This window comes from Bradyrhizobium sp. 142 (assembly GCF_023074015.1).
GTDB lineage: Bacteria > Pseudomonadota > Alphaproteobacteria > Rhizobiales > Xanthobacteraceae > Bradyrhizobium.
The window spans coordinates 20630-42606 of the sequence record NZ_JADPKQ010000324.1 but is presented as its reverse complement, the minus strand read 5'-3'; the positions used below and the strand labels follow the sequence as shown (position 1 = coordinate 42606).

Sequence of the window (21977 nt, the reverse complement as noted above, 5' to 3'; positions counted from 1 at the left end):
GCCGGTTCGGCGACGCGTCATCACGCACCGTGCGGATAGGCCGCGTTCTCTTGCCGCTCGCGCTCGCCGAGCTCACGCACCAGCTCCTGGAGAAAGGACTCCGTGTAGGCGGGCAGGGTGCGTTCGGCGCGGACATAGATGCCGAGATCCGACCACACCGGGCTGCCGGCATTGTCGAGCGGAAGGAAGACAAGCTGGCCCTCGCGCGACAGCCGGCCGATGCCGAGCTGGGTCTGGAATGCAACGCCGACCCCGCGCGCGGCGAGTTCGCGCATCAGGTCAATTGAGTTGACCTGGATCGCAGGTTCAGGCGTCTCGGGCAGCTGCGCGATCAGGGGCTGGAGCAGGTGATAGATCGACAGCTCCGGCAGAGCATGAATGACGGGGAAGGCAAGGCATTGGGCCAGCGTGACCGTCTTGCGGCGCGCCAGTGGATGCTCGCGCCCGACCACCGCGCCAAGCCGGAAGCGCTTCAGCGCGGCCTGCCGCAAGTCGGGTGGATGCCGCAGTGCCATGGCAATGCCGATATCGGCTTCACCGCGGCTCAAGGCTTCCAGCACGTCCGACGATCCCTTCACTTCGGTGGTGAAGCTGACGCGGCGGGCGCGGCCGCGATGCGAGGCGATCAGGTCCGGCAGCACTGATTCGGTGAGCGACTCGATACAGGCGATGCTGACGGTGCCGTGCCACGTACCGGACAGCGACTGCACGTCCGAACGAAAGCGATCGAGATCCTGGAGCACGTTCATGACGTGCCGGGCCAGCATCTCGCCGACCGTCGTCAAGGTCAGGCCGCGCGCGTTGCGTTCGAATAAGGGCGATCCAACCTCTTGCTCCAGCTTGAGAATTTGGCGGCTGACCGCAGAAGAGGCGACGTTCAGGACCCGTGCCGCGGCCCGGATCGAGCCGGTGCGGCGGACCGCGTGGAAATACTGGATGGAAAAGGTGAGTGAAATCGCATGCGGCCCCCGGCCGAACTATAACTGCTGCCGAAACGGCATCAATATGTACGAAATTCTCTGCTTTTCGAGAACACCGGTCCCCGTTAGGTTCCCGCGCGGTTTGGCGGGGCGCCAAGCCAGCGCAACGACGCGCCAGGGGACGATCGGAGTGAACGAGAACATCGCCAGCGAGCTGGAGCACGGGCTGGACACCCGCTTGGTCGACCGTCGTCGCGCGGCGGCCTATTTCGGCGTGACCGCCGGCCGCTTCGAGCAATTGGTGCGCGACAACGTCGTGCCACCGCCGGTCATGGTGGACCACAAGCGGCGCTGGTCCATTGCTTTGCTCGATGTCGCGAAAGCAGCGGTCGGCAACAGCATCCCATGCCTGCCGCCGGTCCCAGCCGATGCCTCCGCCCGGATGCGTCCCTGCGAACGGGACCCTGGGCCAGCTTCGCGCGAGCTGCCCGACCAAGCGTGGTTCGACCAGCGCACGCGCTTCGCCGAGCGTGTCAGAAGGTCGCTGCTCTCGGGCAACGAGATCAGCCTGCTGCGCGAATTCAAGGTGCTCAAGCAGAACCAGATCAGCATGTTCGGCTGCTACGGCAGCTTCGAAGCCCTGATGGTGCGCGGCTATATTGTCGAGGTCGCGCGCAAGCCGCCGTCGAGCCGTCCGATGGTAACCTATCGCCTGACCGCGCAGGGCGAGCAGGTCATCGCCGCGCTGAAGGACGAGCCGGTGATCTGACTGGACGACGTCTAATCGATAAAATTGTCTGCAATCCGCTTAGCGGCGGCAAACCGTGCAGCCAATAATCGCGCCGCCCTAAACCTCGGCTTTGGAACCGGCATGCATCCTTCCTGAAAAGCGTGGGGCATCAGCATGTCTATTCTCAGAGAGATTGTCGTCGCGGTGGCAGGGGTCTACGCGCTTCTGTTCGCCTGCGATGCAGTGTTCGGCCACGGCGAGGCGCGTTTCGACGATGCCTATTACAGCAGCGCCTTCTACGCGCCGCGGCCGAGGGAATTTCGTTTCGCAAGCAGTACGCCGCCGGCAGTGCGCGTCAGCGATGCCTTTGCGCAGTTCACGCCCAGCGAAGCCAAGCCGAACAGGCGCTACTCGTCCCTGACCACGATCATTCGTTAAGCCGCCTCACTCCTCCTGCATCCATTCCGCCACGCCGCGCCACAGTGTGTCGCGGTGCTCGGAGCGGAAGAAACCGAAATGGCCGATCGCCTTGGCGCCGACCTCGGACGGTTTGATCGTCAGGACCTCCGGCTTGATCGCGGTGAATCCGCTGGTCAGCAGCTCGACCGCGGGTCGCGTCGCCCAGGGATCGTCGGAGAAGCACAGCGCGCGCAGCTCGCCCTTGTATTTCGCGAAATTTTCCAGCGCCGGCAGCTTTGAATCGAACAGATAGCGCGGGCTCGACACCCACTCGGCCCACTGCAGGAACACGCCCTTGGGCAGGTCCTCGCCGATGCCGGCCCAGCCCGGCGCGTAGCCGAGCGCGTGGGCGAGCGGCACGCCGATGAAATTCATGAAGGCGTAGACGCGGTATTTCTCCGGCGAGGTCATCAGCCGCCAGGTCGCGGCCTGCGAGGCCAGCAGTATGGCGCGCGAGATCTCGGTGTTGTTCGCGAGCAGCCCCAGCGCCTGGCCGCCGAAGGAATGACCGACATAGGCCAGGGGTAGGGTGTTGTACCGCTCGCGCATCCAGCGCACCGCGGCGGCGACGTCGAGGGCGGCCCAGTCCGACATCGAGGCCTTGAAGCCGACCAGCGATTTCGGCTGGTTGTAGCCGACCATCGCCGGCTGCCGGGAGTCGCCGATGCCGCGGTAGTCATAGGTCAGCACCGCGCAGCCGCGATGGGCGAGATACGAGGCAAAGCCGCGATAGATCTTGCGCGGGACGGCGGTCGCCGAATTGATCAGCACGGCATGGCGCTTGGTGCCGCGGGGCAGGAACAGCGTCCCGGTCAGCGCATACCCATCGGTGGCCGGGAAGCTGATCTCGTCGATGAAAACGTCGTCGCTTGCGGCGTCCATGGGGTGCCGTTGTCCTTCCCGAGTTTCCTCTGACTTCCAGCAAATGCGAATTCAGCTTTCCCCGCAAGGGTTTGCAATGCGAAACGGATTTACAACTGGCGGCGGGCGGCCGGCCTGTGTATAAGGCGGCCCTCGCAACCCACAGATCAGGTTGTACTTTTCGCTTTACGGAGAGATTGCGATGTCCGAGCGGTGGACGCCCGAGTCCTGGCGCAGCAAGCCGGTGTTACAGGTGCCGGATTATCCCGACGCCAAGGCCCTGGCCGACGTCGAGGCGCAGCTTGCGACCTTTCCGCCGCTGGTGTTCGCGGGCGAGGCGCGCAATCTGAAGAAATCGCTGGCGCGGGTTGCGGCCGGCGAGGCCTTCCTGCTCCAGGGCGGCGACTGCGCCGAAAGCTTTGCCGAGCACGGCGCCAACAACATCCGCGATTTCTTCCGCGTGCTGCTCCAGATGGCGGTGGTGCTGACCTATGCCGGCGCGGTGCCGGTGGTGAAGGTCGGCCGCATCGCCGGGCAGTTTGCAAAACCGCGGTCCTCGCCGACCGAGAAGATCGACGGCGTCGAGCTGCCGAGCTATCGCGGCGACATCGTCAATGACATCGCCTTCACCAAGGAAGCGCGCGTGCCGGATCCGCAGCGCCAGCTGATGGCCTATCGCCAATCGGCCGCGACGCTCAACCTGCTCCGGGCCTTCGCCACCGGCGGCTTCGCCAATCTCGGCAGCGTGCATCAGTGGATGCTGGGCTTCCTGAAGGATTCGCCGCAGTCCCGCCGCTACAAGGAATTGGCGGACCGCATCTCGGACGCGTTGAACTTCATGCAGGCCTGCGGCCTCGATCTGGAGAGCCATCCCGAGCTGCGCGCCACCGATTTCTATACCAGCCACGAGGCGCTGCTGCTCGGCTACGAGCAGGCCATGACCCGCGTCGATTCCACCACCGGCGACTGGTACGCGACGTCAGGCCATATGATCTGGATCGGCGACCGCACCCGCCAGCTCGACCACGGCCATATCGAATATTTCCGCGGCATCAAGAATCCGATCGGGCTGAAGTGCGGCCCGTCGCTAAAAGCCGACGAGCTGCTGAAGCTGATCGACGTGCTCAACCCCGACAACGAGCCGGGCCGGCTGACCCTGATCGGCCGTTTCGGTGCCGACAAGGTCGGCGAGCATCTGCCGAACCTGATCCGCGCGGTGAAGCGCGAGGGCAAGGTCGTGGTCTGGTCGTGCGACCCCATGCACGGGAACACCATCACCTCCACGTCGGGCTACAAGACGCGGCCGTTCGATCGCATCCTGTCGGAGGTGAAGTCGTTCTTCACGATCCATGCCGCCGAAGGCACCCATGCCGGCGGCGTGCATCTGGAGATGACCGGCCAGGACGTCACCGAATGCCTCGGCGGCGCCCGCGCGATCACGGACGAGGATCTCAACGACCGCTACCACACGGTCTGCGATCCCCGCCTCAACGCCGAGCAATCCATCGATATGGCTTTCCTGGTCGCGGAGCTGCTCAAGCAGGAACGCGCCGGCAAGGTCCGGCCGATGCCGGCCGCAGCGGGGCTCTAAGATCTTGCTGCGGTTCTGGAAGGCCACGATCAACTCCCGCAACGGTCTGGCCTTTGCGTTCCGCTCGGAGCAGGCCGTCCGCGAGGAGATTTTTGCGCTCCTCTTGTCGTTGCCGCTAGCCTGGTTCATCAGCGCGACCGCGATGCGCGCGATCGAGCTGGTCTGTGCGGTCGCCTTCGTGCTGGTGGTCGAGCTGCTCAACACCGCGATCGAAAAACTCGCCGACCGCCTGACCATGGATCACGACAAGCAGATCGGCCGCGTCAAGGACATGGGCTCGGCCGCGGTCGGCGTCGCGCTCCTGATGGCCGGCGCTTTCTGGATTTTTGCGCTCGTCGAGCGGTTGGGTTTCGTCTAGCTCCCGGAGGATGCTGATTGAGCAAGGGTGTCCGAGCCTCCTTTACCTCTCCCCAACGGGGAGAGGTCGATTTGCGTCTCGCGATGCGTAGCATCGTCGCGCGCAAATCGGGTGAGGGGGCTCAGGTCCCACGAGAGACCGTAACCCCTCACCCGGATTGCACTGGACGATGCTTCGCATCGCCAGACACAATCCGACCTCTCCCTTCGGGAGAGGTGAACGAGAGCGCTCGATGACACAACGTCTCAACGAATTCGCGGTCACGCTCGCCCAGCTCAATCCGGTCGTGGGCGACATCGCGGGCAATGCCGCGAAGGCGCGGGCGGCGCGGGCACGAGCCAAAGCCGACGGCGCCGATCTCGTGCTGTTTCCGGAATTGTTCATCGCCGGCTATCCGCCGGAAGACCTGGTGCAGAAGCCGGCTTTCCAGGCCGCCTGCCGCGCCGCGATCGAGGCGCTTGCGCGAGAGACCGCCGATGGCGGCCCGGCCATGCTGGTCGGCACTCCCTGGGTCGAGGACGACAGGCTCTACAATGCCTGCGCGCTGCTCGACGACGGCCGCATCGCCGCTCTGCGCTTCAAATGCAATCTGCCGAATTATGGCGTGTTCGACGAGAAGCGGCTGTTTGCGCGTGGACCCGCGGCCGGCCCGGTGACCGTGCGCGGGTTACGCATCGGCGTGCCGATCTGCGAGGACATCTGGCTGGAAGAGTCCGAGGACTACGAGAACGTGGTCGAGACATTGGCCGAGACCGGCGCCGAGATCATCCTCGTGCCGAACGGCTCGCCCTACGCCCGCGACAAGAACGACGTGCGCCTGTCGGTGGCGGTGGCGCGGGTGACCGAGTGCGGCTTGCCGCTGGTCTATCTCAACCAGATCGGCGGCCAGGACGAGCTGGTGTTCGACGGCGCCTCCTTCGCGCTCAACGGCGACCTCTCGCTCGCTGCGCAACTGCCCGCGTTCGAGGAAGGCATCACCACGCTGCGCTTCGCCCGTACCGGCGACGACTGGCGCTGCACCGGCCCGATCGCCGCCCAGCCCGAAGGCGACCAGGCCGATTACGCCGCCTGCGTGCTCGGCCTGCGCGATTACGTCGCCAAGAACGGTTTTCCCGGCCTGCTGCTCGGCATCTCCGGCGGCATCGATTCGGCGCTGTGCGCGGCCATCGCGGTCGATGCGCTCGGCGCCGACCAGGTGCACGGCGTGATGCTGCCCTATCGCTTCACCGCGGCGAGCTCGATCGCGGACGCCGGCGAACTCGCGGGCCATCTCGGCATCCGCTACGAGGTCCTGCCGATCGCGCAAGCGGTGAACGGGTTCGAGGCCATCCTCGAAGGCGTCTTCAAGAATCTGCCGCCAGATATCACCGAGGAAAATCTTCAGGCCCGCACCCGCGGCACGCTCTTGATGGCGATCTCCAACAAGACCGGGCTGATGGTCGTGACCACCGGCAACAAGTCGGAGATGTCGGTCGGCTATGCCACGCTCTATGGCGACATGAACGGCGGCTTCAATCCGATCAAGGACATCTACAAGACGCAGGTGTTTCGGCTGGCGGCGTTGCGCAATACATGGAAGCCAGAGGGCGCGCTCGGGCCTGCGGGCGAGGTCATCCCGCCCGACATCATCACGCGCCCGCCGACGGCGGAGCTGCGCGAGAACCAGACCGATCAGGATTCGCTGCCGCCGTATGACGTCCTCGATGCCATCCTCGTGCGTCTGATCGAGCGCGAAGAGCCGCTCGACCAGATCATCGCCGCCGGCTTCGACCGCGAGACGGTGGTGCGCATCGACCATCTCCTCAACGTCGCCGAATACAAGCGTCGCCAGGCCGCGCCCGGCGTGAAGGTGACGGCCAGGAATTTCGGCCGCGACCGCCGCTATCCCATTACCAATCGCTTTCGCGACAGCGGCGAGGCGCTGCCCGCGCCGGATGAGACGCTGGTCTCGCGCGGCAACCAGGCCTCGATCGACGCGTTCGAGGGGTAGCACCGGAGAGAGACGGGCGGTGTCGCCATCCACCACGCTGTCATCATCCGCGAATGCGGATGATCCAGTACACCGCGGCGCACGTTGTAGAATCCGACCCCTGCCACGGGATACTGTAGCGGGGCATGACAGTGAAGCGAGGTGAGAACTCGGCTTGCCGCTACGACGGGGCTGCGAAGAACAGCACCCGAAGCAAGTGGGTGTATTCGGATTCGAGCACCATGATCGCCACAAACACCAACACCGCGATGGGTGGCAGCAGGATGGCATAGGCGAGGGCCAGCCGCTCCCAGGCCATGTGCATGAAGACGGCGACGATCAGACCCGCCTTCAACACCATGAACAGCAGGATCAGCGACCACCTCATATAGCCATGTAGGCCAAAGTAGTCGACGAGGTAGGAGCAAGTGCTGAGGACAAACAGCCAGCCCCAGACCACGAGGTAGAGTTTGATCGGGTGCTGTTGCCCCTTGGCGTGCACGGCTGCTGTTGCGACTGCGCCATGCGCCGGAGCGTGGAGCTGTCCTTCCATGTGTACCGTCGCGTTTGTCATGCGCCGCCCTCACCAAAGATAGAAGAACGCAAAGATGAATACCCACACGAGATCGACGAAGTGCCAGTACAGGCCCATGATCTCGACGATCTCGTAGTAGCCCTTGCGGCTCGTGAAGAAGCCGCGCCTCTCGACGTCGAAGTCGCCGCGCAAGACCTTTCGCGCAATGGCGATCAGGAAGATCACACCGAATGTCACGTGGGTGCCGTGGAAGCCGGTGATCATGAAGAAGCTCGCACCAAACTGCGGCGCACCCCACGGATTGCCCCAGGGCCGGACGCCCTCCATGATCAGCTTGGTCCATTCGAAGGCCTGCATTCCGACGAAGGTTGCGCCGAAGGCTGCCGTCGCAAGCATCAAGGCGGCGGTTCTGACGCGATCGCGGCGGTAGCCGAAATTGACGGCCATCGCCATCGTGCCGCTGCTGCTGATCAGGATAAAGGTCATGATGGCGATCAGGATCAGCGGAATATGCCTGCCGGCTAAGTTGAGAGCGAAGACTTCGCTGGGGTTGGGCCACGGCACGGTGGTCGACATACGCGCCGTCATGTACGAGAGCAGGAAGCAACTGAAGATGAAGGTGTCGCTGAGGAGAAAGATCCACATCATGGCCTTGCCCCAGGACACGTTCTTGAACGTTCGCTGATCGGACGCCCAGTCGGCGGCAATTCCGCGCCAGCCTTCAAGCCGCGCAGGCGATTGGCCCGGATTTGTCAGCACAGCCATCTGGTCTCGCCTCCCTAGCTCAGCAATTGGCGACAGATGTTGACGAACTCGTCGGTCCAGCCGGTGAGAAGTCCGAGCAGGACAAGCCAGACCAGCAGCAGGAAATGCCAGTAGATGGCGCACAGCTCGACGCTCAAGCGCATGTCGGCGGCCTCAGCGCCACGCCACACTTTGGCTGAGGTTCGGCCGAGGGCCACGAGGCCGCCCGTCAGGTGCAGCCCGTGCACCGCGGTCAACACGTAGAAGAAGGAATTTGCCGGATTGGACGCCATGAAATATCCGGCAGCTCCGAGCTGTTGCCAGGCCAGGAGCTGACCGGCGAGGAAGATCACGGCGGATGCTCCGCCCGCGAGCAGGCCGATCATGACGCCTTCAACATCGTGTCGGCGTGCGGCCACGTACGACCATTGTAGCGCGCCGCTGCTCAGGACCAGGACGCCCGTGTTGAGCCACAGCAGCCGGGGCACGGGCAGCGCCCGCCAATCCATCACGTTCATGCGCATCGAGTAGGCGCTGATGAAGAGGACGAACAATGAGCCTGCGACGGCGAGAAACACGCCAAGTCCGATCTTCGCTGCCGGCCAGGTCATGGTATCGCCGCCGGGGAAGTCACCGACCGGGCCTTCCTCGAGCCAGGGCTTGGCCGTCAGGCGCTGCTGCGACAGCCACCATCCGGCGATGACCGCGATCACAGCGAGGAACAGGATGATGGCGCTCACTAAGCAGCTCCCTGAACCACCTGCGTCGCGCGCGGCGGCTGGTTCTGAGGAATGAAGTCCTCGTCGGCGCCGGGGACACTGTAGTCATAGGCCCAGCGGTACACGATCGGGAGCTCCTTGCCCCAGTTGCCGTGCGCGGGAGGCGTCTCCGGCGTTTGCCACTCCAGCGTCGTCGCCCGCCACGGATTGCCGCCAGCGGCCTCTCCTTTGAACAAACTCCAGGCAAGATTGAACAGGAACACCATTTGGCTGAAGCCGACGGTCAAGGCCACCACAGAGATGAAGGCATTCAGCGAATGGGCCGAGGACGGGATGAACGCGGCGTCGCCGAGTTCGAAATACCGGCGCGGAACCCCGAGCAGTCCAAGATAGTGCATGGGGAAGAAGATCAAGTAGGCGCCGAGGAAGGTGACCCAGAAGTGAAACTTGCCCAGGGCATCGTTCAGCATCCGCCCGGTGACCTTGGGGTACCAATGATAGATCGCGCCGAGAACGACCATGATCGGCGCCACACCCATCACCATATGAAAATGTGCGACCACGAACATGGTATCCGAGAGCGGCACGTCCACGACGACGTTGCCGAGGAAGAGGCCGGTGAGCCCGCCGTTCACGAAGGTGATGATGAAGCCGAGGGCGAACAGCATCGGCACCCTGAGATGAATGTCGCCGCGCCATAGGGTCAGCACCCAGTTGTAGACCTTGATCGCGGTGGGGATGGCGATGATGAGCGTCGTGGTGGCGAAGAAGTACCCGAATTGCGGGAACATGCCGCTTACATACATATGGTGCGCCCAGACGATGAAGCTGAGCGCGCCGATGGCCACGATCGCCCAGACCATCATGCGGTAACCAAAGATGTTCTTGCGCGCATGCGTGCTGATCAGATCGGAGACGATGCCGAAGGCGGGCAGGGCGACGATATAGACCTCGGGGTGGCCGAAGAACCAGAACAGATGCTGGAAGAGCAGCGGGCTGCCGCCACCATACTTCGACAGCGTGCCCATCTCGACAAGGGAGGGCATGAAGAAGCTGGTTCCCAAGAGACGGTCGAGCAGCAGCATGACCGAGGCAACGAACAGTGCAGGGAATGCCAGCAACGCCATGACTGTCGCCGTGAAAATGCCCCATACCGTCAGGGGCAGGCGCATCAACGTCATGCCGCGGGTGCGCGCCTGGAGCACCGTGACCACATAATTCAGCCCGCCCATGGTGAAGCCAATGATGAACAGGATGAGGGACGACAGCATGAGAATGATGCCCCAATCCTGCCCGGGCGTTCCGGAGAGGATTGCTTGCGGTGGGTACAGGGTCCAGCCGGCGCCGGTGGGGCCGCCGGGCACGAAAAACGTCGAGGCCAGCACTAGGACTGCAAGCAGGTAGACCCAGTAGCTCAGCATGTTCACATAGGGGAAGACCATGTCCCGAGCGCCGACCATCAGCGGGATCAGGTAGTTGCCGAAGCCGCCCAGGAACAATGCGGTGAGCAGGTAGATCACCATGATCATGCCGTGCATGGTGATGAACTGGAGGTACTGATTGGCATCGATGAAAGAGAAGGTGCCGGGGAATCCCAGTTGCAGTCGCATCAGCCACGACAGCACCAGGGCCACCAGCCCGATGGCCGAGGCTGTCAGTGCGTACTGAACGGCAATCACCTTGGCGTCCTGCGAGAAGACATACCGTGTCCACCAGCTCCTCGGATGATAGAGCTCGACATCAGGCACTTCGGCAGGCGGGATGTCTGGGATCCCTTCATATGGAATATCGACCATAGAAATACCTCCTCGGTCGTTTCCATCGGGAGCGACGAGTTCGTCTCACGCACCCGATTTCACCCGATTTATTGTCGCGGCGGCGCGTTGCTACTTGCCGCCGGATTGATACGTCGCCTTCACGATGGTGTTTCCGGGCGACAATTCTGCAAACGTCTTCTGTTGCCCCAGCCAAGCGTGATATTCACGCTCTTCGTCGATGATGACCTTGGCCCGCATCTGATAGTGAGCTGCGCCACAAAGCTCTGCACAGAGCACATCGAACGTTCCGGTTCGGATCGGATTTATCCAAAAATAGGTCACCACGCCCGGGACCATGTCCATCTTGGCCCGGAATTCGGGCACGTAGAAATCGTGCAGGACATCAACCGAGCGGAGGAGAATCTTGACCGGCTTCCCAACTTGAAGGTGCAGGTCGCCATTCTCGATCACGACGTCGTCCTGCGCATGTGCATCGTCGCGATTGATTCCCATCGGATTGTCCGAGGCGATGTTGCGGACATCGGATGTGCCCAACTGCCCATCCTTGCCTGGAAGGCGGAAGCTCCATTGCCATTGCTGGCCCATGACCTCGACCTCGGTGGCATCCGCCGGCACTGTCACGAACTGGTGCCAGACCACGAGGCCAGGCGCCAGCATGGCTGCAACCCCGACGCCCGTCCCGACGCTCAGCCACCATTCGAGCCTTTTGTTTTCCGGATTGTAGTCAGCCCGTCTTCCCTCTTTGTGGTGAAAGCGGAAGACGCAATAGGCCATGAAGGCGATGACCGCGACGAAAACGAAGCCCGTGATCCAGAACGTGATGCTGATGGTGTGGTCGATATAGGCCCAGTTAGTGGCGATCGGCGTCCACCACCAAGGGCTGTAGAGGTGAAACAGCACCGAGCCGATCGCGACCAGAAGCAGTATCAGTGCGACAGCCATCCTGATCCATCCTTGCCATCAAAGGCTACGGATACGAATTCAGGGCGGAGCTCACGTCTGTCGCGATGGCTGACTTTTCTTGGTCGGCACATGTGCCATCGCCGGCCTGTTGCCTCGCCCATTCCACGGTCGCGAAATCAAGAGAACGGTCGCGACCAACAATCTCATCGGAGTTGAGGGCGTCTACACGTTTAAAATGATCCGCGCCGAACCCGGCGTCAATAGAGCATGTAGACGTGAGAGCATGTAGACGTGCTGACGTGGCATGAGCGTCTCGCCCGGCAAGTCGGCGACACCTGTGAAGCTGACGGCGGCGTCTTGGGTGATGCAGCGCACAAATCTGTGCAGATGCACAATTCACCCAACCGTGAGTGCAGCCATGCCCCGCGCGCGCTAATCTCGCAAGGTAGGTCGCGACGGGTTCCGTCCGGCCAGGCTCGTTTCGTTGAACCTGGGATGCCGTACTCGGCCCATCGCGTTTCTCGCTCAAGAGGCGGACACGCGTGGCTGGAAAGCCGTGCTATCGCCGCCGCGACTTTCAGCACGGGAGGGTGCGTTCATGGCCACTCTGTACTCTCACCACACCATGAGGCGGCACATATTCGGCGAAGCGGCCTCTTATCCCACTCGCAAGATCAGTTTGTCCGACCTGACCGAGGCGCTGCGCCTGGGTTGGGAGGATTTCCAGGCAATGCCAAGTCACGCGATCGTTGTGTGCGTGATATATCCCGTTCTCGGCCTCGTCCTGTTCAGGATGGTGCTCGGCTATTCGGTGCTGCCGCTGCTCTTTCCGCTGGCCGCCGGGTTTGCCTTGGTCGGCCCCTTTGCCGCGATCGGTCTCTACGAACTCAGCCGTCGCCGCGAGCGCGGCGAGGAGGTCGGTGCGTGGGACGCAATCAAGGTGCTGCGCGCACCGTCGTTTGGCGCCATGCTCGAGCTTGGCGTACTCCTGCTCGTCCTGTTCGGGGCCTGGATCGGTGCCGCGAATGCAATCTACGTCACAATCTTCGGTCATGCGCCGGCTGCAAGTATTCCTGACTTCGCAACGCGCGTGCTGACGACACCGGAAGGCTGGTCGCTCATTATTGTCGGTTGTGGTGTCGGCTTCCTGTTTGCGGTTGTGGCCCTGTGCGTCAGCGTTGTGTCGTTTCCGTTGATGCTCGACCGGCATGCGACTGCGATCGATGCGATCCGCACGTCGCTCCGAGTGGTAGCGGCGAATCCGGTTGCGATGGCCGGCTGGGGTCTGATCGTGGCGGCGCTGCTCGTGATAGGCTCGCTGCCGCTCTTCGTCGGTCTCGCTGTCACTCTACCGGTGCTCGGTCATGCCACCTGGCACCTCTATCGGCGGGCGGTCGAGCCGAATCCGAATCCACCGGACGAGCCGCCGCCGCCCCCGAAGGGAAGGCGCTACGCAGCGGACTTTCCGGCCAACCTCTTCCCGTGGAGCCGCGAGGGTGAGCGGTAACAGCGAAACGGCCGCTCCTGGCGGCCGCCTTCGCGCGGCATGTCAGAGAGTAACGGTCTACTTCTGCTGCTGTGGCAGGAAGCTCGGCCCGACCGAACGGATCGGCTTGTTCTCGGAGGACGTCGTGGCTGTGCCCGTATCCGCGGGCGGTGTGGCGGCCGGTGCGTTGGCGGTCGGCGGCACCGGAGCAGCGCCCTTCTTGGCATTGCTCGCAGGCGCGCCCTTGGTGAGTTGACGCTGCTGCATCTTCTTGGCGCTCTCTTCCGTGACGATGATGTCACCCTGCTGCTCGGCGGCGGCCTTGTCGTCGACCGATTTCAGCGCGTCCGCCCAGCTCTGGCCCGCGGCCTTGCAGGAGCAGGACGGATTGAACTCACTGCGGAATTTGAATGCGGTCGGCAGCGCCGTGTAGGGTTGGCCGCTGACGGAGACGGCGGAGTTCATGTCCTCGCCGGGATTGCGATAGGTATAGAGCGAGGCGTCGGCCGCCGGACACAGCGCCTTGCAGGTTTTCTCGTCGTCGGGGAAGCGCGCCGGCACCGTCGCGAATGAGACCGGGAAATAGGCGCCGTCGCAGGTGCGCACGCACACGGTACGATAGGTACCGGATTGCGGGCCGAGATCGGCTGGCGGGACGCCTTGCGGATTGTTGGCGTTGTTGCCGCCGAACAGATTGCTCAGGAAGTTGCCGCCCTGCGACTGCGCGGCGTTGGTGTATTGCGGGCCGCAATTGTTCTGCGCGAGGGCGACCAGCACCGAGCGACGCTGACTGTCGCGCTCCGGACTGAAGCCGCCGGGGCCGCCGCCGCGCAGGCGTTCGAGATTGCCGGTGATCTGGTCCAGGTTGGCGCGCATCTGCTGGATCTGGGTGTTGACCGGGCCGCACTGCGCCGACTGGCCGTTGAACAGCGAGAAGAAGCCGGAGGAATCGCAGCCCATGCGCTTGGCCTGCATGGTGACGCGGTCGAGCTCGGCCTGTTGCTTGGCCTGGGAATCCTGGTAGCGGCGGATCTGGTCTTCGCGTGCTGGGTCGCCGCTGCCGCCACGATCGAGTGCGGCAAGCTGGCCTTCCAGCCGTGAGCACATCGGGTTCGGCCCTAGTCCGTTTTGACCGGGCTGAGGCGGCGGTCCGGGCGGGCCGGCCTGCGCGAAAGCGCCGGTGGCGAGCACGGCTGCGCTCAAGAGCACGGTGCAGGCAAGGACGAGGCGAGGACGGGGCAGGGACAAAAATTCAGGCATATCCGCCATTCTAGCGAGGTCACGGCCCAATGACTTAGAAGCCGAAGTGACTTGGGGCCGAAGTGACTTGGGGGGCCGAAGCGCGCCCTCCAATAGCCGCTTCCTGCGGCACCGTCACGTCGTTTCAGGGGCCAAAGATTGGGCCTAAGGTCCGCCAGCTCCGAGAGAATTCAGCGCTGACAGGTGATTGCGACATATTCGTCGCAATGGCCATGGGAGCAGTTTGCGCCGGATTTGGGGACTGAGCCGGTAATTTCATCGGGATCGACCCGGCGAAAGGCCGAGGCCTGGGCAAAATCCCGCGACCGGCAGTAGGTGCGCGCGACCTGCGCGCCGCATTTCTCGCCTCTGGCCAGGCACTGGTCGACCCCGTATCCATCTGCCTGGTTGGCGATGATGAAAACGCGGGTCTCGGCCGATGCGCTGGATGCCGCGACGATGGCGGCGAACGAGACGAGCGCGAACAGGGATCGCATGGGGGAGCACCGGGGTTTAAGGGAACCGCCAGCTTCCAAATAAACTCAAAAGGTTAATGATGATGAACCATCATGGCGGGGTGGGCGCGCTTTGCGGAGGCAAAGCGGCTTTTTCGCGGCTCTCTTGACGCATGGGCCCTTGGTGGCCCATATGTTCCGCATGAACGGTCTCCTCGCCATTTGCGGCATTTGCCGCGAGATTACGAGCTAGCGATTCGCTGGCGGGAGCCGTCTTTTCTCAAAACCATTGAGAGCACTGGACGCCCGGCCAACAGCCGACGGGTATCCATATGGAATTGCGTCTCTACGATACGCTGAGCCGGGAAAAGCGCACTTTCGTGCCGCTCGATGCGAACAACGTCCGCATGTATGTCTGCGGACCGACGGTCTACGATTTCGCCCATATCGGCAATGCGCGGCCGGTGATCGTGTTCGACGTGCTGTTTCGGCTACTGCGCCATCTCTATGGCGAGGCGCACGTCAAATATGTCCGCAACATCACCGACGTCGACGACAAGATCAACGACCGCGCCGCGCGCGATTTTCCCGGCCTGCCGCTGAACGAGGCGATCCGCAAGGTCACCGAGCAGACCGGCAAGCAGTTTCACGCCGACGTCGACGCGCTTGGCGCGCTCCGGCCGAGCGTCGAGCCGCGCGCGACCGAGCATATTGGCGAGATGCGCGAGATCATCGAAAGGCTGATCGCCGGCCGTTTTGCCTATGTCGCCGAGGACCACGTGCTGTTCTCGCCGCAGGCGATGAACGCGGCGAATTCCACGCTGCCGCGTTATGGCGCGCTCTCAAAGCGTTCGCTGGACGAGATGATCGCCGGCGCCCGCGTCGATGTCGCGCCCTACAAGCGCGACGCCACCGACTTCGTGCTGTGGAAGCCGTCCAAGCCGGGCGAGCCTTCATGGCCGTCGCCGGCTGGCATCGCTGTGCCGGGACGTCCGGGCTGGCACGTCGAGTGCTCGGCCATGGCCTGGAAGCATCTCGGGGAGCATTTCGACATTCATGGCGGCGGTATCGATCTGGTGTTTCCGCACCACGAGAACGAGGTCGCGCAGACCTGCTGCGCTTTTCACCAGGAGCGCATGGCGAACTACTGGATGCACAACGGCTTCCTCCAGGTCGAGAGCGAGAAGATGTCGAAGTCGCTCGGCAACTTCGTCACCATCCACGAAATGCTCGAGGACTGGCCGGGCGAGGTGCTGCGCCTGAACATGCTGAAGACGCATTACCGTTCGCCGATCGACTGGACCATGAAGTCGCTGGAGGAGAGCGCCAGGACGCTCGACGACTGGTATCGCGTCGCTGCCGACGTCGAGCCCGGCAAGCCGGCTGCATCCGTGGTCGAGCCGCTGCTTGACGACCTCAACACGCCTCTCGCGATCGCTGCGCTGCATGGTCTGCGCAACGGCGATGTGAGCGGTTTGGCGGCGTCGTTACGCCTGCTTGGCTTCCTTTCCGAGAGCGCCGCTCAATGGGAAGGCCGCAAGCAGCAGGCCAGCGGCGTCGATGCCAAGGAGGTCGAACGCCTGATCTCGGAGCGGACGGCCGCACGTGCCCGCAAGGATTTCAAGGAGTCCGATCGTCTCCGCGACGAGCTCGCCGCGATGGGTGTCGCGATCAAGGACTCCAAGGACGGGACGACCTGGGAGATCGCGCGATGAAACGGCCCGACACGCCTTTCCCGAGGCACTGGCTCTATTACATCGCGCTGAAGATCCTGCTGCTCGCGGCCGCGGTGGCGCTGGCCCTCAAGCTCTATGGGATGTGGTGAAGACGATGGGACAGACTTTGCCGAAACCCGCACTGCGGCCGTTCCTGCCGGATGACGTGCCGGTGCTCGCTGCGATCTTCGCAGCGAGCATCGAGGAATTGACCGGCGACGACTACAGCGAGGCGCAGCAGGAAGCCTGGATGGCGGCGGCGGAGGACGAAGAGTTCGGCGCCCGCCTGGCCTCCGACCTGACGCTGATCGCAACATTGGAAGGCTCGCCCGTGGGCTTCGCCTCGCTGCGCGGCACCGATCACGTCCGCATGCTCTACGTGCATCCGGCGGTGGCCGGGCAAGGCATCGCCACGATGCTGGTCGATGCGCTGGAAAAGCTCGCGGGCGGCCGCGGTGCCAAGGACCTGACCGTCGATGCCAGCGACACTGCACAGAGCTTCTTCGCCAAGCGCGGCTATACGGCCAAGCAGCGCAACACCGTCACCGTCAACGGCGAGTGGCTCACCAACACCACCATGCAGAAGGCGCTCGGAGCACCGCAATGAGCAAGGAGCGTCTTTATCTGTTCGACACCACGCTGCGCGACGGAGCGCAGACCAATGGCGTCGATTTCACGCTGGCCGACAAGCAGGTCATCGCGGCGATGCTCGATGATCTCGGCATCGACTATGTCGAGGGCGGTTACCCCGGCGCCAATCCGCTCGACACCGAGTTTTTCGGCACCAGGCCCAAGCTGACTCATGCGCACTTTACCGCGTTCGGCATGACGCGCCGGGCGGGGCGGTCGGTCTCCAACGATCCCGGCGTCGCCGGGCTTTTGGAAGCGAAGGCCGATGCGATCTGCTTCGTGGCAAAATCCTCCGCCTACCAGGTGCGCGTCGCGCTTGAGACGACCAAGGAGGAAAACCTCGCCTCGATCCGCGACAGCGTCGCGGCCGCGAAGGCCGCCGGCCGCGAGGTGATGCTCGATTGCGAGCATTTTTTCGACGGCTACAAGGAGGACGCCAGCTTCGCGCTCGCCTGCGCCAAGGCCGCCTATGAATCCGGAGCGCGCTGGGTCGTGCTGTGCGACACCAATGGCGGCACGATGCCGAACGAGGTCGAGGCCATCGTCACCGAGGTCACAAAACACATTCCCGGCGATCATCTCGGCATCCACGCCCATAACGACACCGAGCAGGCGGTGGCGAATTCGCTCGCCGCGGCGCGCGCCGGCGCGCGGCAGATCCAGGGTACGCTGAACGGCCTCGGCGAGCGCTGCGGCAACGCCAATCTCTGCTCGCTGATCCCGACCTTGAAGCTGAAGAGGGAATTTGCCGACGCCTTCGAGATCAGCGTCACGCCGGAGAAGCTGGCGACCCTGGTCAAGGTCTCGCGCACGCTCGACGACATGCTCAACCGCGTGCCGAACCGGCACGCGGCCTATGTCGGCGAGAGCGCCTTCGTCACCAAGACGGGTATCCATGCCTCCGCCGTGATGAAGGATCCGCAGACCTACGAGCATGTGTTGCCGGAGCTGGTCGGCAATCGTCGCAGGGTGCTGGTGTCGGACCAGGCCGGCCGCTCCAATGTCATTGCCGAGCTCGACCGCGCCGGCATCGCTTACGAGAAGAGCGATCCGAAGCTGACGCGGCTGGTCGAAGAGTTGAAGGAGCGCGAGGCGCAAGGCTACGCCTATGAATCCGCCAATGCTTCGTTCGAGCTTCTGGCGCGCCGCACGCTCGGCAAGGTGCCGCAATATTTCGAGGTCGAGCAGTTCGACGTCACTGTCGAGCAGCGCTACAACGCGCTGGGCGAACGCGTCACCGTCGCGCTGGCTGTGGTCAAGGTCGACGTCGCCGGCGAACATTTGATTTCGGCTGCAGAAGGCAACGGCCCCGTCAACGCGCTCGACGTTGCGCTGCGCAAGGACCTCGGCAAGTACCAGAGATATATCGAGGGGCTGAAGCTGATCGACTACCGCGTGCGCATCCTCAATGGCGGCACCGGCGCGGTCACGCGCGTGCTGATCGAGAGTGAGGACGAGAATGGCGACAGCTGGACCACGGTCGGCGTGTCCCCGAACATCATCGACGCCTCGTTCCAGGCGCTGATGGATTCGGTGATCTACAAGCTCGTGAAATCGGGCGCGCCGGCGTAGGGCGACGGCGGCGCCACAACGCCGTCATTGCGAGCCAACGGGTCCGCGCGAAGCGCGGCCCGATGACAGGCTCCGCGAAGCAATCCAGAGTCTTTCCGCGGTAACAGTCTGGATTGCTTCGCTTCGCTCGCAATGACGAGGAGGAGAGACGGGAGCGCGACCCATGATCGACCACATCTCCGTCGGCGTCAGCGACCTCGATCGCTCCGCAAACTTCTACGAAGCAACGCTCGTTACCCTCGGGCTCACGCGCCTCGTCACGCGGCCGCGGACGGTCGGGTTCGGCAAGGCCTATCCCGAATTCTGGATCAATCTGCGCGAGGGCATGGCGGCCGTAGCACCGGAGAGCGGCGTTCACATCTGTCTGCGCGCGAAGACGACGGGCGAGGTCGATGCGTTTCATGCCGCAGCGCTTGCGGCCGGAGGCGCATCGGATGGCGCGCCGGGCATCCGCCCGCACGAGCGCGTGCGCTACTACGCCGCCTTCGTCGTCGATCCCGACGGCAACCGCATCGAGGCGGTGACGTTTCCGGCAGAGTAGAGCGTTACAGCCTGCGCGCCACTTCCGGCGCCATTTCCTTCTCGGCTTCGGCGATCTGTGCCGCCGCGGCCTTCAGCTTCGGCAAGATCTCCTCGATCCGATCGGCCTTGAGGATGTCGACCGAGAGGCCGGCGCGGATGAACTCGGTCTGGCGCATATGCGACAGTAGCGAGAACAGCGGCTCCCAGAAATTGTCGATGTTGGCGAGCAGCACCGGCTTGGCGTGACGCCCCAGCTGCTTCCAGGTCAACTGCTCGACCAGCTCCTCCAATGTGCCGACGCCGCCCGGCAGCGCCACGAAGGCATCGGAGCGTTCGAACATCAGCCGCTTGCGCTCGTGCATGTCGGGGGTGACGATCATCTCCTGCACCCGGGTCAGCGCGTTCTCGCGCATCCGCAGGAAGTCGGGGATGATGCCGGTGACGGTGCCGCCGTGATCGAGCACGGAGGTCGCGACCGCGCCCATCAGGCCGAGCGAACCGCCGCCATAGACCAGGCGGATGTTGCTCTCGGCGAGCGACTTGCCGAACGCCTTGGCGCCTTCGGTGAAGTTGGGATTGGTTCCGGGGCCGGAGCCGCAATAGACACAGACGGTTTTGATCGTGCTCATTGGTGCCATGATGCATTGCAGCGAAGAGGCGTCAAGCCCAATCGGTGATTCGGACCTACCGGAAATCTACCGGTAAATGGCGACAAACAATCGAAGATTCGCCATCTGGCGGGGTGCGCTGGCATCCGGAAGTCTCTATATGACGGGCGAAAATCTTAAAATCGCAACGCTGCCCGCATCCGGCGGGTCTTCAGGCTTTTTGATGGACCAACCTCAATCGCTCGGCGGCGCCGACGTTCCTGATCCTGCCGGCGGACCGCTGGAGCGGGCCACCCTGATAGGCACGCTGGCGCATTTGTGGCCCTATATCTGGCCCGGCGACCGTTTCGACCTGAAGATGCGCGTCGTCTGGTCGATGGTGCTGCTGCTTGCCGCCAAGCTGATCACGCTGACGGTGCCATTCAGCTTCAAATGGGCGACGGACGCGCTGACAGGCGCCAACACCGCGCCGGTGCAGGCGGACAATTGGCAGCTCTGGGTGATCGCGTCGCCGCTGCTTTTGACCGCGAGCTATGGCGCGATGCGCATCGTGATGGCGGTGCTGACGCAATGGCGCGACGGCATCTTCGCGCGCGTTGCCATGCACGCGGTGCGCAAGCTTGCCACCATCACCTTCATTCACATGCACGAGCTCTCGCTGCGCTTTCACCTCGAGCGCAAGACCGGCGGCCTGACGCGCGTGCTCGAGCGCGGCCGCGAGGGCATAGAGGTCATCGTGCGCATGGTGATCCTGCAGCTGATCCCGACCATCGTCGAGGTCTCGCTGCTGCTCGCGGTGCTGCTGTGGCAGTTCGACTGGCGCTATGTGCTCGCGACCCTGATCACGGTCGCCGTCTACATGTACTACACCTACATCGCGACCGAGTGGCGGATCGGCATCCGCCGCAAGATGAACGATTCCGACACCGAGGCGAACACCAAGGCGATCGACTCGCTGCTCAACTACGAGACTGTCAAATATTTCAGCGCCGAGGCCCGCGAGGCGCAGCGCTACGACCGATCGGTTGCGCGCTACGAAGAATCGAGCGTCCACGCCTACACGTCACTGGCCGTGCTCAACACCGGGCAGGCCGTAATCTTCACGCTGGGGCTGACCGCGACCATGCTGATGTGCGCGATCGGCGTGCGCAACGGCACCAATACGGTCGGCGATTTCGTGCTGGTCAACGCCATGATGATCCAGCTCTACCAGCCCCTGAATTTCATGGGCATGGTCTATCGCGAGATCAAGCAGGCGATCATCGACATCGAGAAGATGTTCAATGTTCTCGGCCGCGAAGCCGAGATCAAGGACATGCCCGACGCGCAGCCGCTGTTGGTCACCACAGGCCATCTGCGTTTCGAGGACGTGCGCTTTGCTTATGAACCGGCGCGGCCGATCCTCAAGGGCATCAGCTTCGAGGTGCCGGCCGGCAAGACGGTCGCGATCGTCGGCCCCTCCGGCGCCGGCAAGTCGACCATCTCGCGGCTCCTGTTCCGTCTTTACGACATCTCCGGCGGAAGGATTTCGATCGACGGCCAGGACATCCGCGAGGTCACGCAGGCCAGCTTGCGCGCCTCCATTGGTATGGTGCCGCAAGATACCGTGCTGTTCAACGACACCATCCGCTACAACATCCGCTATGGCCGCTGGGACGCCAGCGATGCCGAGGTCGAGCAGGCGGCACGGCTGGCGCAGATCGATCATTTCATCCGCATGGCTCCAAAGGGCTACGAAACCCAGGTCGGCGAGCGCGGCTTGAAACTGTCCGGCGGCGAGAAGCAGCGCGTCGCCATCGCGCGCACCGTTCTGAAGGCGCCGCCGATCCTGGTGCTGGACGAGGCCACCTCTGCGCTCGACACCCACACCGAGCACGAGATCCAGGGCGCGCTCGACCGGGTGGCGAAAAACCGCACCTCGCTGGTGATCGCGCACCGCCTTTCCACCATCGTCGGCGCCGACGAGATCATTGTGCTGGACCAGGGCCGGATCGCCGAACGCGGCACCCACGCCGATTTGCTGGCGCAGGGCGGCCTCTATGCCAGCATGTGGAACAGGCAGCGCGAGGCGGAGGCTGCGCGCGAGAAACTGGCCCGGATCGCCGACAGCAGCGAGGCGCCGAACCGGGAGCCGCCGCCGGTCGACGACGTCCTCACAACGCCCGCGGCCGCGGAGTGAGCTT

Annotated in this window: 20 protein-coding genes and 1 pseudogene; 11 read left to right on the top strand and 10 right to left on the bottom strand. The window is 63.7% G+C overall.

What is annotated here, in order from left to right:
- Positions 1 to 20: 20 nt before the first annotated feature.
- Positions 21 to 961, bottom strand: a pseudogene (locus IVA82_RS30175) (LysR family transcriptional regulator).
- A 149-nt stretch (positions 962 to 1110) separates the two neighbouring features.
- Between IVA82_RS30175 and IVA82_RS30165 the strand changes: the two are divergent.
- Positions 1111 to 1689, top strand: coding sequence for a hypothetical protein (locus IVA82_RS30165; RefSeq protein ID WP_247383350.1), 579 nt, complete (start codon positions 1111 to 1113; stop codon positions 1687 to 1689).
- A 135-nt stretch (positions 1690 to 1824) separates the two neighbouring features.
- A complete protein-coding gene (locus IVA82_RS30160) occupies positions 1825 to 2088 on the top strand; it encodes a hypothetical protein (protein WP_247383349.1) in 264 nt (87 codons plus the stop codon).
- 6 nt (positions 2089 to 2094) lie between these two features.
- Here IVA82_RS30160 and IVA82_RS30155 read toward each other — a convergent pair whose 3' ends face one another.
- Positions 2095 to 2991: an alpha/beta fold hydrolase gene (locus IVA82_RS30155; RefSeq protein WP_247383348.1), complete on the bottom strand. Its 897-nt coding sequence runs from the start codon at positions 2989 to 2991 to the stop codon at positions 2095 to 2097.
- Between the two features lie 181 nt (positions 2992 to 3172).
- Here IVA82_RS30155 and IVA82_RS30150 point away from each other — a divergent pair, with 181 nt between their 5' ends.
- From IVA82_RS30150 to IVA82_RS30140, 3 genes are all read left to right on the top strand, one after another.
- Positions 3173 to 4561: a 3-deoxy-7-phosphoheptulonate synthase class II gene (locus tag IVA82_RS30150; protein ID WP_247383347.1), complete on the top strand. Its 1389-nt coding sequence runs from the start codon at positions 3173 to 3175 to the stop codon at positions 4559 to 4561.
- A 4-nt stretch (positions 4562 to 4565) separates the two neighbouring features.
- Complete coding sequence (locus tag IVA82_RS30145; protein ID WP_247383346.1) at positions 4566 to 4919, top strand: diacylglycerol kinase; 354 nt, start codon at positions 4566 to 4568, stop codon at positions 4917 to 4919.
- A 232-nt stretch (positions 4920 to 5151) separates the two neighbouring features.
- Complete coding sequence (locus tag IVA82_RS30140; protein ID WP_247383345.1) at positions 5152 to 6909, top strand: NAD+ synthase; 1758 nt, start codon at positions 5152 to 5154, stop codon at positions 6907 to 6909.
- 160 nt (positions 6910 to 7069) lie between these two features.
- On the opposite strand, the gene IVA82_RS30135 is transcribed toward IVA82_RS30140, so the two are convergent.
- From IVA82_RS30135 to IVA82_RS30115, 5 genes are all read right to left on the bottom strand, one after another.
- Positions 7070 to 7462, bottom strand: a complete 393-nt coding sequence (locus IVA82_RS30135) for a cytochrome C oxidase subunit IV family protein (RefSeq protein ID WP_247383344.1) — start codon at positions 7460 to 7462, stop codon at positions 7070 to 7072.
- 9 nt (positions 7463 to 7471) lie between these two features.
- Positions 7472 to 8188, bottom strand: coding sequence for a heme-copper oxidase subunit III family protein (locus IVA82_RS30130; protein WP_247383343.1), 717 nt, complete (start codon positions 8186 to 8188; stop codon positions 7472 to 7474).
- Positions 8189 to 8202: 14 nt separating this feature from the next.
- Positions 8203 to 8907 carry a cytochrome c oxidase subunit 3 gene (locus IVA82_RS30125; RefSeq protein WP_247383342.1) on the bottom strand — a complete coding sequence of 235 codons (705 nt, stop codon included), beginning with the start codon at positions 8905 to 8907 and terminating at the stop codon, positions 8203 to 8205.
- Positions 8907 to 10682, bottom strand: a complete 1776-nt coding sequence (locus tag IVA82_RS30120) for a cbb3-type cytochrome c oxidase subunit I (protein WP_247383341.1) — start codon at positions 10680 to 10682, stop codon at positions 8907 to 8909. The genes IVA82_RS30125 and IVA82_RS30120 overlap by 1 nt, the downstream gene beginning before the upstream one ends.
- Positions 10683 to 10772: 90 nt before the next feature.
- The gene (locus IVA82_RS30115) at positions 10773 to 11606 is read right to left on the bottom strand and encodes a cytochrome c oxidase subunit II (RefSeq protein WP_247383340.1); all 834 of its coding nucleotides are present in this window, start codon (positions 11604 to 11606) and stop codon (positions 10773 to 10775) included.
- Between the two features lie 559 nt (positions 11607 to 12165).
- Here IVA82_RS30115 and IVA82_RS30110 point away from each other — a divergent pair.
- A complete protein-coding gene (locus IVA82_RS30110) occupies positions 12166 to 13074 on the top strand; it encodes a DUF2189 domain-containing protein (protein WP_247383377.1) in 909 nt (302 codons plus the stop codon).
- A gap of 57 nt (positions 13075 to 13131) precedes the next feature.
- Here IVA82_RS30110 and IVA82_RS30105 read toward each other — a convergent pair whose 3' ends face one another.
- The gene (locus IVA82_RS30105; protein WP_247383339.1) at positions 13132 to 14322 is read right to left on the bottom strand and encodes a DUF2865 domain-containing protein; all 1191 of its coding nucleotides are present in this window, start codon (positions 14320 to 14322) and stop codon (positions 13132 to 13134) included.
- Positions 14323 to 14483: 161 nt separating this feature from the next.
- The gene (locus IVA82_RS30100; RefSeq protein WP_247383338.1) at positions 14484 to 14789 is read right to left on the bottom strand and encodes a hypothetical protein; all 306 of its coding nucleotides are present in this window, start codon (positions 14787 to 14789) and stop codon (positions 14484 to 14486) included.
- 290 nt (positions 14790 to 15079) lie between these two features.
- Between IVA82_RS30100 and cysS the strand changes: the two genes are divergently transcribed.
- The 4 genes from cysS (at position 15080) to IVA82_RS30080 (ending at position 19205) form a co-directional block, all read left to right on the top strand.
- Positions 15080 to 16462 (top strand): cysteine--tRNA ligase, encoded by a 1383-nt coding sequence (gene cysS / locus IVA82_RS30095; RefSeq protein WP_247383337.1) that lies wholly within the window; start codon positions 15080 to 15082, stop codon positions 16460 to 16462.
- Between the two features lie 115 nt (positions 16463 to 16577).
- Positions 16578 to 17069 carry a GNAT family N-acetyltransferase gene (locus tag IVA82_RS30090; protein WP_247383336.1) on the top strand — a complete coding sequence of 164 codons (492 nt, stop codon included), beginning with the start codon at positions 16578 to 16580 and terminating at the stop codon, positions 17067 to 17069.
- Positions 17066 to 18664: a citramalate synthase gene (gene cimA, locus IVA82_RS30085; RefSeq protein ID WP_247383335.1), complete on the top strand. Its 1599-nt coding sequence runs from the start codon at positions 17066 to 17068 to the stop codon at positions 18662 to 18664. Before IVA82_RS30090 ends, cimA begins: the two co-directional genes overlap by 4 nt.
- A 163-nt stretch (positions 18665 to 18827) precedes the next feature.
- On the top strand, positions 18828 to 19205 hold the full coding sequence (locus IVA82_RS30080) for a VOC family protein (RefSeq protein WP_247383334.1): 378 nt from the start codon (positions 18828 to 18830) through the stop codon (positions 19203 to 19205).
- A 4-nt stretch (positions 19206 to 19209) separates the two neighbouring features.
- Here the strand turns inward: IVA82_RS30080 and IVA82_RS30075 are convergent, their stop codons facing one another.
- Entirely contained in the window at positions 19210 to 19815 is a 606-nt protein-coding gene (locus tag IVA82_RS30075) for a TIGR00730 family Rossman fold protein (protein ID WP_187436262.1), read from the bottom strand.
- 202 nt (positions 19816 to 20017) lie between these two features.
- Here IVA82_RS30075 and IVA82_RS30070 point away from each other — a divergent pair, with 202 nt between their 5' ends.
- Positions 20018 to 21973 carry an ABC transporter ATP-binding protein/permease gene (locus IVA82_RS30070; RefSeq protein ID WP_247383333.1) on the top strand — a complete coding sequence of 652 codons (1956 nt, stop codon included), beginning with the start codon at positions 20018 to 20020 and terminating at the stop codon, positions 21971 to 21973.
- Positions 21974 to 21977: the final 4 nt, after the last annotated feature.